At 71.3% G+C, this 10,987-nt stretch carries 9 protein-coding genes; 8 read left to right on the forward strand and 1 reads right to left on the reverse strand.

Annotation, left to right across the window (positions count from 1 at the left end; genetic code table 11):
• The 3 genes from AWZ10_RS30020 to AWZ10_RS30030 all read left to right on the forward strand — a co-directional run.
• A partial coding sequence (locus AWZ10_RS30020) for a tetratricopeptide repeat protein (RefSeq protein ID WP_060892525.1) occupies window positions 1–1,330 on the forward strand: 1,330 nt, incomplete at its 5' end.
• Window positions 1,327–3,150 (forward strand): nickel transporter, encoded by a 1,824-nt coding sequence (locus AWZ10_RS30025; protein ID WP_060892526.1) that lies wholly within the window; start codon window positions 1,327–1,329, stop codon window positions 3,148–3,150. The genes AWZ10_RS30020 and AWZ10_RS30025, both read left to right, overlap by 4 nt.
• Before the next feature lie 60 nt (window positions 3,151–3,210).
• A complete protein-coding gene (locus AWZ10_RS30030) occupies window positions 3,211–4,953 on the forward strand; it encodes a serine/threonine-protein kinase (protein WP_060892527.1) in 1,743 nt (580 codons plus the stop codon).
• Here AWZ10_RS30030 and AWZ10_RS30035 read toward each other — a convergent pair.
• The gene (locus AWZ10_RS30035; RefSeq protein WP_046705014.1) at window positions 4,937–5,743 is read right to left on the reverse strand and encodes an SGNH/GDSL hydrolase family protein; all 807 of its coding nucleotides are present in this window, start codon (window positions 5,741–5,743) and stop codon (window positions 4,937–4,939) included. The two genes, AWZ10_RS30030 and AWZ10_RS30035, sit on opposite strands and share 17 nt — an antisense overlap.
• 315 nt (window positions 5,744–6,058) lie before the next feature.
• On the opposite strand from AWZ10_RS30035, the gene AWZ10_RS30040 reads away from it, so the two are divergent.
• The 5 genes from AWZ10_RS30040 to AWZ10_RS30060 form a co-directional block, all read left to right on the forward strand.
• On the forward strand, window positions 6,059–7,261 hold the full coding sequence (locus tag AWZ10_RS30040; protein ID WP_060892528.1) for a S8 family peptidase: 1,203 nt from the start codon (window positions 6,059–6,061) through the stop codon (window positions 7,259–7,261).
• Between the two features lie 231 nt (window positions 7,262–7,492).
• The gene (locus AWZ10_RS30045; protein ID WP_409000763.1) at window positions 7,493–7,849 is read left to right on the forward strand and encodes a hypothetical protein; all 357 of its coding nucleotides are present in this window, start codon (window positions 7,493–7,495) and stop codon (window positions 7,847–7,849) included.
• 3 nt (window positions 7,850–7,852) lie between these two features.
• Window positions 7,853–8,974, forward strand: a complete 1,122-nt coding sequence (locus AWZ10_RS30050) for a GNAT family N-acetyltransferase (RefSeq protein ID WP_046705017.1) — start codon at window positions 7,853–7,855, stop codon at window positions 8,972–8,974.
• A gap of 336 nt (window positions 8,975–9,310) precedes the next feature.
• Window positions 9,311–10,156, forward strand: coding sequence for a glycosyltransferase family 2 protein (locus AWZ10_RS30055; RefSeq protein WP_060892530.1), 846 nt, complete (start codon window positions 9,311–9,313; stop codon window positions 10,154–10,156).
• Window positions 10,153–10,987 (forward strand): glycosyltransferase family 2 protein (locus tag AWZ10_RS30060; protein ID WP_060892531.1); only part of this gene is annotated, 835 nt, incomplete at its 3' end. The genes AWZ10_RS30055 and AWZ10_RS30060, both read left to right, overlap by 4 nt.

The raw sequence follows: 10,987 nt of genomic DNA on the forward strand, positions 1-10,987 counted from the left end.
CGAACCCGCCCGGCGACGTCTGCTGCGGCTCACCGCGTGCGCGGCCGCGCTGGCCGTCGCGTTCACCGGGTTCGCCGTGGCGCTGGGGGCCAGGGACGACGACCGGACGGTGGCCACCTCGACCTCGGCGGGCGTCTCGGCCGCCCAGCTCGCCCATGGCGACCTCGACACGGCGGTCGAGCTGCTCCAGGCGCACCTCAAGGAACAACCCAAGGACTTCGGCTCCTGGTCCACGCTCGGCCTCGCCTACGTCGAGCAGGCCCGCGTCAAGGGCGACTCCACCCGCTACCCGCAGGCCGAGAAGGCCCTGCGGCGTTCGCTGAAGCTGCGGCCGGAGAACGATCCGGCGCTCGCGGGCCTCGCCGCCCTCGCCGCCGCCCGCCACCAGTTCGGCGACGCGCTGCGGTACGCGGACCGCGCGCTCAAGGAGAACCCGTACAGCGAACGGGCGTTGTGCAGCCGCGTCGACGCTCTGGTCGAACTCGGCCGCTACGAGGACGCGTTGAAGGCGGTCAAGCTCGCCGACACCCGCCGCCCCGGCATCCCCGTGTTCACCCGGTACGCCTACGTGTACGAGCTGCGCGGCGACGTGAAGACCGCCCGGCGCGTCCTGGAGCAAGCCCTCCGCTCGGCGGCCACGCGGGGCGACATCGCCTACGTGGCCACCCAGCTCGGCCAGCTCGCCTGGCGGCAGGGCGACTACAAGACCTCGCTGGACCACTACGCCCGCGCCCTCGGCGCCGACGACACCTATCTCCCCGCGCTGGAGGGCCGCGCCCGCGCCCAGGCCGCGAGCGGCGACAGCGCGGAGGCGATCCGCGGCCTGGAGCAGGTCGTGTCCGCCTATCCGCTGCCCGGACCGCTCGTCGTGCTCGGCGAGCTGTACGAGGCTAAGGGCGACAGGACCAAGGCGGGCGACCAGTACGCGCTGGTGAACGCCTACACCGCCATCGCCCGGTCCAACGGCGTCAACGCCGACCTCGACACCGCGCTGGCCGCCGCCGACCACGGCGACGAGAAGGCCGCGCTGCGGGCCGCCGAGGCCGAGTTCAAGCGCCGGGAGACGGTCCACACGGCCGACGCCCTCGCCTGGGCGCTGCACGTCAACGGCCGCGACGACGAGGCCCTGCCGTACGCCCGCCGCGCCACCGCCACCGGCTACAAGGACGCGACGTTCCTGTACCACCGGGGCGTGGTCGAGGCCGCGGTCGGCGACAAGAAGGAGGCCAGGGCCTCGCTGAAGGGGGCGCTCGGTCTCAACGCAGGTTTCTCGCCGCTCGGCGCGGCACAGGCCCGCAAGACACTGAAGGCTCTGGAGACCGCCAAGTGACCTCTCCCCGGCGCGTGTTCGCCTCCGGCACGGCCGTCTTCCTGGCCACCTGCGCGCTCGTCCTCGTCCCCGCCGCGGCGGCGAGCGCGCATCCGCTCGGCAACTTCACCGTCAACCGGTACGACGGCCTGGTCGCCACCCCCGGACAGCTGAAGGTCCTCCATGTCGAGGACCTGGCGGAGATCCCGGCGACCCAGGCCGCGCCCGCCATCGAGCGGCAGGGCGTGGGCGACTGGGCCCGGGAGCGGTGTGAGAAGGCCGCCGAGGCCAGCGAGGTCACCGTCGACGGGAGTGCCGTCGAGGTGGCGCTCGGGTCGAGCCGGGCCGAGGAGCGGCCGGGCCAGGCGGGGCTGAAGACGCTGCGCGTGGAGTGCAGGCTGACGGCTCCGCTGCCGGACCGGGCCGCCGACGTACGTTTCCACGCGGCCGTGGACTCCGGGCCCGGCTGGCGCGAGGTCACCGCGCAGGGCGACCGGATGACCCTGGCCGGGTCGGACGTGCCCGAGGAGTCGGTCTCGGAGCGGCTCACCAGCTACCCCGAGGAGTTGCTGCAGTCGCCGCAGGACACGGCGACGGCCTCCCTCCAGGTGAAGCCGGGCGGCCCGGCCCTGGCCGAGCAGCGGAGCGACGCGCCCGGCGCCTCGATCCTCCCGCGTGGCGCGGACCGCTGGACCAGGGCCCTCGACGACCTGGTCTCCAGCCAGGACCTCACCCTCGGTTTCGGCGCCCTGGCCTTCGGCATCGCCATGTTCCTGGGCGCCATGCACGCGCTCGGCCCGGGCCACGGCAAGACCCTGATGGCCGCCACGGCCGCCGCCCGCGACCGGGCCCGGATGCGCGACGTCCTCCCCATGGCCGCGTCCGTGACGGTCACCCACACCCTGGGCGTCGTCGCCCTCGGCCTCCTCGTTCTCGCCGGCTCCGCCGCCGCCCCGTCGGTGATCACCTGGCTGGGCATCGCGAGCGGCCTGTTCGTGATGGGCGCGGGCGTGACACTCGCACGACGTGCGTGGCTGAACCGCAAGCTCACCCTCACGCAGGCGAAGGCTCAGGGACACGGACACACGCACGACCACGGTCACGGTCACGGGCATGAGCACGACCATGACCATGACCATGACCACCAGCACGATCACCACCACCACGGGCATCCCCACAGCCACGGAGAAGACGGGCACTCCCACACGCACGAGCCCGACCGGGAACTCGTACTCGCCCAGGCCGCCCCTTCGCACACCCGCACGCACAGCGAAACCCACACACCCCACACGCACACCCACGCGTCGGTCGCGACCCACACCCACGAGCACGCACCGGCGCCGGCCGAGGCACACACCCACAGCCACGATCACAAGCACGACCACGACCACGACGCCCCGCACACCCACGACCACGCCCCCGAGCAGAAGCGCTCCCTCTTCGGCGGCGGCGTCACGCACACCCACGGCGGCTTCACCCACACCCACCCCACCGCGCCCACCCTGCGCGGCACGATCCTGCTCGGTTTCGCGGGCGGCATGGTGCCGAGCCCGTCGGCCGTGGTCGTGCTGGTCGGCGCGGCGGCGCTGGGCAAGGCGTGGTTCGGGCTGCTGCTCGTGGTGGCGTACGGCATCGGGCTCGCGCTCACGCTGACGGCGGCCGGGTACGCCGTGGTGAAGGCGGGCGGCTGGGTGACGCGGGTGATGGACAAGGGCGAGGGCCGGCTCGGCGGGCCGACGGCCGCGCTGGTGCGCAACACCGTGCCACTGGCGTCGGCCTTGCTGGTCGTCGCCCTGGGGGCTGGTTTGGTGTTCAGGGGGGCAACATCCGCACTCGGCTGAGCTACTTTTGTGGGGAAATCGCACGGAGTGGAGATTTCAGGCGGATGCGAGTGACGGGGGATGGCCGTGTCCGAAGATCCGGGCAGTGAACGGGTGATCGCGGGCCGCTACCGGCTGCTGACCCCGCTGGGCGAGGGCGGCATGGGAACCGTGTGGCGGGCCCGCGACGAGGTGCTGCACCGCGAGGTCGCCGTAAAGGAGGTGCGGGCGCCGGGCGGGATCCCGGTGTCCGACGTCGAGCGGATGTACGCCCGGCTGGAGCGGGAGGCGTGGGCGGCCGCTCGGGTCGCCAACCGCAATGTCGTCACGGTGTACGACGTGGCCATGGAGGACGGCCGCCCGTGGATCGTGATGGAGCTGGTGCGCGGTCTCTCGCTCGCCGACCTCCTGGACGCCGAGGGCCCGCTCGATCCGCAGCGCGCCGCGCACATCGGCGCCGAGGTGCTGTCCGCGCTGCGCGCCGCGCACGAGGCCGGGGTGCTGCACCGGGACGTGAAACCGGCCAACGTGCTCATGTCCAACGAGGGCCGGGTCGTCCTCACCGACTTCGGCATCGCCACGGTCGAGGGAAGCTCCGCGCTCACCATGACCGGCGAGGTCATCGGCTCCCCCGAGTTCCTCGCCCCCGAGCGTGCGCTCGGCCGGGCGTTCGGCCCCGAGTCGGACCTGTGGTCGCTCGGTGTACTGCTGTACGCGGCGGTCGAGGGCAACTCGCCCTTCCGGCAGAACACCCCGCTGAGCACCCTGCGCGCGGTCGTCGACGAGGAACTGCCGCCGCCGCACCGGGCCGGGCCGCTGACCCCGGTGATCGAGGGGCTGCTGCGCAAGGATCCGGCCGACCGGATCTCCGCCGAGCAGGCCGAGCAGGACCTGCGGATCATCGGCGCGGGGGGTACTCCGCGTTCCGACACGGTGGCTTCGGGCGCGTACGGCCCGACAGTTGCCACCTTCCCGAGTCCGGACGCGAGCCCGGGGCCGGGCACGAACCGGTTCGGGCCGCCGACGCCGCCACATCCCGTACCGGCCGCGACCCACCCCTCCGCGGTGCCGGCCCGCGAGCCGGACCGCAACCGCCGGGCCCTCGTCTTCCTGATCGCCGGTATCGCCGCGATCGCCTTCGCCATCGCCGGACTGACCTACGCCCTGGTCAACCGCGACGACGGCGGGAAGGACGGCAACCCGACCAACGGGACGGGCGCGGTGGGCGGCACCAACGACCAGACGGGCGACGGCGGAACGGGCGAGGAACCCGGCGCCGGCGACACGAGTGACGACGCCGACACCCCCTCCGAGACACCCGAGAAGGAACAGACCAGCAAGCCGCCCGCGCAGTCGGTCGAGGTGACGGTCGAGGGCACGAACACCGACTACTCCGGCACCTGCCCGCCGGCGGACGCCGAGGTGCCCACCTTCACCGCCACGTTCACCGTGGGCAGCGTCCCCGTGGACGTCGAGTACCGCTGGGTGGCGAAGAACGGCAAGGTCGAGGACGAGGGCTGGAAGACCCTGTCGTTCGCGTCCGGCGGCGAGAGGACCAAACAGGACCAGGTCGTCGTCTCGACGAGCGGGAGCCACACGGACGAGATCAGCGTCGAGGTCCGCGGTCCGGTGAAGGCCGAGTCCAACTCCGTCGCGTTCTCGGTGACGTGCGAGACGGAGGCCCCGACCACGGGCGGGACCTCCCCCTCCGACGACTCGGAGAACCCTGACGAGTACAGCGACTCCGAATCCGACTACGACGACGAGGCCGGAGCCGTCGACGAGACCGGAGCCCTGAACGGGGCCGTCAGGCCGCGTTCCTGAACACCGGCAGATAGCCGCCCGACTGCCCCGCGGCCTTCGGGTGGTACGACTCACCCACGTTCAGCAGGTTGAGGCTGTGCAGCCACGCGCTGCCCGAGCACAGTTCGTGCCCGGTGAACGCGGAGCGGACGTCGCCGAAGGTGAACCCGTGGTCGGCGGCGCGTTTGGCGAGCGCGGTGTTGAGGTGGTCCGCCGCGCTGTTGATGGCGGACCGCTTGGCCTGGGAGAGGCCGGGGCAGGTGCCGCCCAGCTGGTAGAAGCGGGGATAGCCGAGCACGACCACATGGGCGGCCGGCGCCTTGGCGCTGATCGCCGAGTAGACCTTGTCGAGTTGGCCGGGGAGCGTCGAGTCGACGTACGCCTTCGCCGTGTTGATGCGCGCGACGCAGGCGCTGTCGGACTGCAGGACGCACGTGGTCATCACGTCGGCGAAGCCGGCGTCGTTGCCGCCGACGCTGACGGAGACCAGCCCCGTGCCCGCGCCGAGCGGTCCCAGCTGACTCGCCAGAACATCACCCGTTCGGGCGCCCGAGCAGGCCGTGAAGTTGAAGGACGAGGGTGCGTTGGCGGCCGCCCAGAGATACGGGTAGGCCTTCGTGCTGCGCTTGCAGTCGCCGCTGGAGGAGATGTAGCTCCCCGCGCCGACGCCCGAGGAGTAGGAGTCGCCGAGCGCCACATAGCCGGTGGCGGCGGCCTGTGGGGACGCCTGCGCCGTCGCGGCCCCGGTGAGGGCGGCGCCGACGGCGAGGAGGAGTGAGGTCATGCATGCCGCAAGTCGGGAACGTCTCATGGAACCTCCCTTTAGCAGGATCTCTGCCTCAACCGTCGTAGCAACTACGCGTGTTGATCGGAAGTGTTCATGTCAATACTTTCCTACCCGCAAGGGAACGTACCCACCGCGCCCCACGCCTGTTCGATTACGCGCGCGTGACAGAAACATGACAAGACTTCAACTCCCTTGAGTCGCACCCGTCGATCACCCAGTCTGCTGAACAGCCAAGAGCGGAACGCGACGCTCCCGGCCGTGTGTGCGAGCCCGCACACAGCCCCCACAGGCATGCGCCCCACCCAGGCGTGCGCCGCCCATGAGGAGGAATCCCTCGTAATGGCACCGCGCATCAGGAACATCAAGGTCGCCGCCGTCACCACCATGGCGACCGCCGCCCTGCTCGGCGGCCTCACCACGCTCCCCGCCCAGGCCGCCCCGGCCGAGGGCAGGGTGCTCGCGGCAGGCTCCCCCACCGCCGTCAAGGACAGCTACGTCGTCACACTCAAGAAGGGCACGGGCCTCAAGGCCGCGTCGAGCGCGGGCAGAGACCTGGTCGAGGAGTACGGCGGCACGGTGAAGCGGACCTTCAGGTCCGCCCTCAACGGCTACTCGGCAGAGCTCTCCGCGACCGAGGCCGGGAGACTGGCCGCCGACCCGGCGATCGCCTCCGTGGAGCAGGACCAGGTCTTCACCTCCGACGCCACGCAGTCCGGCGCCCCGTGGGGCCTGGACCGCTCCGACCAGGCGTCACTGCCGCTCTCCGGCACGTACACCTACCCGGACACCGCGGGCAGCGGCGTGACCGCCTACGTCATCGACACCGGCGTGCGCATCTCGCACTCCCAGTTCGGCGGCCGGGCGGTCAACGGCTACGACGCCGTGGACGGCGACAGCGTCGCGCAGGACGGCAACGGCCACGGCACGCACGTGGCGTCCACCATCGCGGGCTCGACCTACGGCATCGCCAAGCAGGCGAGGATCGTGGCCGTGCGCGTGCTGAACAACGCCGGCTCGGGCACCACGGCCGGCGTCGTCGCAGGCATCGACTGGGTGACGGCCAACCACAGCGGCCCCTCGGTCGCCAACCTGTCGCTCGGCGGCGGCGCCTCCACCGCCATCGACACGGCCGTCCGCAACTCCATATCCAGCGGTGTGACCTACGCCGTCGCGGCCGGCAACAGCAGCGCCAACGCCTCCTCGTACTCCCCGGCCCGCGTCACCGAGGCGATCACGGTCGGAGCCACCACCAGCACGGACGCCCGGGCGAGCTACTCCAACTACGGCTCGGTCCTGGACATCTTCGCCCCGGGTTCGTCGATCACGGCCGGCTGGTACACCAGCGACACCGCGACCAACACCATCTCGGGCACCTCGATGGCCACGCCGCACGTCGCGGGCGCGGCCGCCGTCCACCTGGCGGGCCACCCCTCGGCCACCCCCGCCCAGGTCGCCTCCGCCCTGACGGCCGGCGCCGTCACCGGCAAGGTCACCGGCCCCGGCACCGGTTCCCCGAACCGTCTGCTGCAGATCGTCCCGTAGCGGCAACTGCGCCGATGTGAACGGGAGTTTCCCCGGAGGCCTGCGAGGCCTCCGGGGAAACTTCGTATGCGGCGGCGAATCTCTCCGCCGGTGCACCGCGACCGGACGTGCGGTCCCGTAGCGTGCCTCGACGTATTGACTCCCCCGCGCCCGCTGAGCGACATTGAAGCCCGGCATCCGGCGCTTCAGGGGGCAAAGTCGCCCATGCAGACCTTGGGTATCAAGCCATCCTTGTCAGGCGGTGGCGGGCCACTGCTGGCGGGCGTGGCCGTGGCGGGGGTCGGCGCGGCGCTCGCGTTCGCCGACACCGACTCGGTGCTGCGCGGCCCGTTCACCCTGTTCTTCCTCCTCGTCGCGCCAGGAGCCGCCATCGGGTCCGTTCTGCGCGGAATGGAGCCGTTCGGCCGGGTCGTGACGTCCGTCGCGGGCGCGATCACGGTGAACCTCCTCGTCGCACAGGGCATGATCGCCACCCACTCGTGGTCGGTGACCGGTGGGATCACGGCCGTGACCGTGATCAGCTCACTCGTTCTCCTGCCGAGCCTGGTACGGCGCCTGCGCGGCCGTACGGAGAGAAGACGGACCTGAGACGTGGACATCAGCGTGTACCGCCCCGGCGAACTGACCGCCACCGACCGGGCGGCCTGGACCGCTTTGCAGTCCAAGGCCCATCTCCACGGCGCGCCGGAGCTGGCGAACCCGTTCCTGTCCCCGGAGTTCGCGCTCGCGGTGGGCCGCTGCCGGCGGGGGGTGCGGATCGCGGTCGTACGGGAGGGCGGCGAGCCGGCGGCCTTCTTCCCGTACCAGAGATCCGCCGTCGGGGTGGGCAGAGCCGTCGGTCTCGGCCTCTCCGACTGCCAGGGCCTGGTCCACCGCCCCGGATTCACCTGGGACGCGCAGGAGCTGCTGCGGGCCTGTGGGCTCGCCGTGTGGGAGTTCGACCATCTGGCGGAGGGCCAGACACCGTTCGCGGCCCATGTCACCGGAACCTACCCGTCCCCCGTCATGGACCTGGAACAGGGCTACGAGGCCTATCTCGGCCGACTACGCGCCGGGTCGCCGAAGTTCGTGCGCTCGACGCTCGCCAAGGAACGCAGGCTCGGCCGCGCGGTGAGCGAGGTGCGCTACGTGCACGACGAGCGCGACCCGAAGGCCCTGCGTACGCTGATGGCCTGGAAGTCGGCGCAGTACCGCAGGACGGGTCGCAGCGACCGCTTCGCGCACCCGTGGATCACCCGGCTGGTGCACCGGCTCTTCCACACCCGCTCCGAATCCTTCGCCGGCCAGCTGTCCGTGCTGTACGCGGACGGCAAGCCTGCGGCGGCTCATTTCGGGCTGCGCTCCGAGCGGGTACTGACATGCTGGTTCCCGGCGTACGACCCGGCGTTCGCGAGGTTCTCGCCGGGCCTGCTGCTGCATCTGCACATGGCCGAGGAGGGTGCCGCCGACGGCATCGCCTACCTGGATCTGGGCCGGGGCCAGAAGCAGTACAAGGATTCCCTGAAGACCCGGGAGATCTCCGTGTCGGAGGGGTGGGTCACCCGACGCCATCCGGTGGCACTCGGGCACCGGGCTCGCCGAGCCCCGGTCCGGGCGCTGCGGAACGCGGTGTTGGCACGACCGGAACTGTTCGAACCTGCCGATAAATTGCTGAAGCGGATGGGGAGAATCCGGTCGATAGGTCAGGTAACGGACACAACAACAAAAACGTGAGGCCTTGTAATAGGTCTTGCCATACCGTCTCAATCATCAATACCGTCATACATCCACCCGCATCGGTCCGTCAGCACATGCTCCTGGGGGAGGGCTCAAGGAGCGCGACGGTCCCGGGGCGGGGCGCGGTAGGGGGGTGCCGTGCTCGGTGATCACACCGCTTGCCGAGTCGTGCCGCGCGGCCGACTGCCGAGTCGCGACAGTCGGCCGGCTTTGCCAGCTCACCCGGCATGCACGGAGATCGGCTTCGGCATGCCATGAGTGAGAACCCCCCTTTCGGACCAAGGCCGGACCACCCAGGGGCGGGTGGTTCACCGGACGAGAGGGACCAGACTCATGAGCTCAGTTCTGCGCCCGGCGATATCCGAATCCACAGCAGAGTCCGATACCAGCGGCGCCGACGACTCGGTGCTCGCGAAGTACCGGCCGATCTCCGACCACCTGGCCATCGCGCCGCCGGTGAGTGTGGTGATCCCCGCCATGAACGAGGCGGAGAACCTGCCGTACGTCTTCAAGACGCTGCCGGGCTGGATCCACGAAGTGGTCCTGGTCGACGGCAACTCCACCGACGACACCGTCGAGGTGGCCCGCGAACTGTGGCCGGACGTCAAGGTCGTCCCGCAGCAGGGCAAGGGCAAGGGGGACGCCCTGATCACCGGCTTCGCGGCGTGCACCGGTGACATCATCGTGATGGTCGACGCGGACGGCTCGGCCGACGGGCACGAGATCGTGTCGTACGTCTCCGCCCTCGTCTCGGGCGCCGACTTCGCCAAGGGTTCCCGCTTCGCCAACGGCGGCGGCACCGACGACATGACCCTCGTCCGCAAGCTCGGCAACTGGGCGCTGTGCACCACCGTGAACCGCAAGTTCGGCGCCCGCTACACCGACCTGTGCTACGGCTACAACGCGTTCTGGCGGCACTGCCTGGACGAGATCGACCTCGACTGCACCGGCTTCGAGGTGGAGACCCTGATGAACATCCGGGTCGTCAAGGCGGGCCTGAAGGTGCAGGAGATCCCCAGCCACGAGTATCTGCGCATCCACGGCGCGAGCAATCTGCGGGCCGTGCGCGACGGGCTGCGGGTACTGAAGGTGATCCTGATGGAGCGCTCCAACCGGCGGGCGCTGAGCCGCCGTTCGCACGCGACGATGCTCACCGCCCGTCGGGGAGAGTCGTCTTGAGCGAGCCGGCCGTCTCGGTCGTCGTCTGTGCGTACACCGAGGACCGCTGGGAGGACATCCTCGCGGCGGTCGCCTCGGTGCGTGCCCAGTCGCGGCCGGCCCTGGAGACGCTCCTGGTGGTGGACCACAACCAGGCCCTGCTGGAGCGTCTGACCGGGGCGTACAAGGAGATCGACGAGGTGCGGGTGCTCGCCAACGCGGGCCCCCGCGGCCTGTCCGCGGGCCGCAACACGGGCATCGCCGCCTCGCAGGGGGAGATCATCGCCTTCCTCGACGACGACGCCGTCGCCGAGCGCGACTGGCTCGCGTACTTCGTCGAGGGGTACGCCGACCCCCGGGTCATGGCCGTCGGCGGCCGTACGGTGCCCGCGTGGGAGTCCGGCCGCCGCCCGGTCTGGTTCCCGGAGGAGTTCGACTGGGTGGTGGGCTGCGCCTACAAGGGCCTGCCCGGCGGTGTCGCCGAGGTCCGCAACGTCCTCGGCGGCAACGCCTCGTTCCGCCGCACCGCCTTCGACGCGGCCGGCGGCTTCGCCACGGGCCTCGGCCGCGACGGGGACAAGCGCCCGCTGGGCTGCGAGGAGACGGAGCTGTGCATCCGTCTCTCCCGGGCCAGACCGGACGCTGTCCTGCTGCTCGACGACCGGGCGGTGATCCACCACCGGGTGTCCGACGCGCGGATGCGCTTCGGGTACTTCCGCACGCGTACGTACGCGGAGGGCCTGTCGAAGGCGCTGGTGGCGCGGAGTGTGGGCGCCGCCAGGGGGCTGGAGTCGGAGCGCCGGTACACCACCCGGGTGCTGCCCGCCGGGGTGGCGCGCGGGCTGCGCGACG

It is taken from the genome of Streptomyces europaeiscabiei, from assembly GCF_001550375.1.
Lineage (GTDB): Bacteria > Actinomycetota > Actinomycetes > Streptomycetales > Streptomycetaceae > Streptomyces > Streptomyces europaeiscabiei.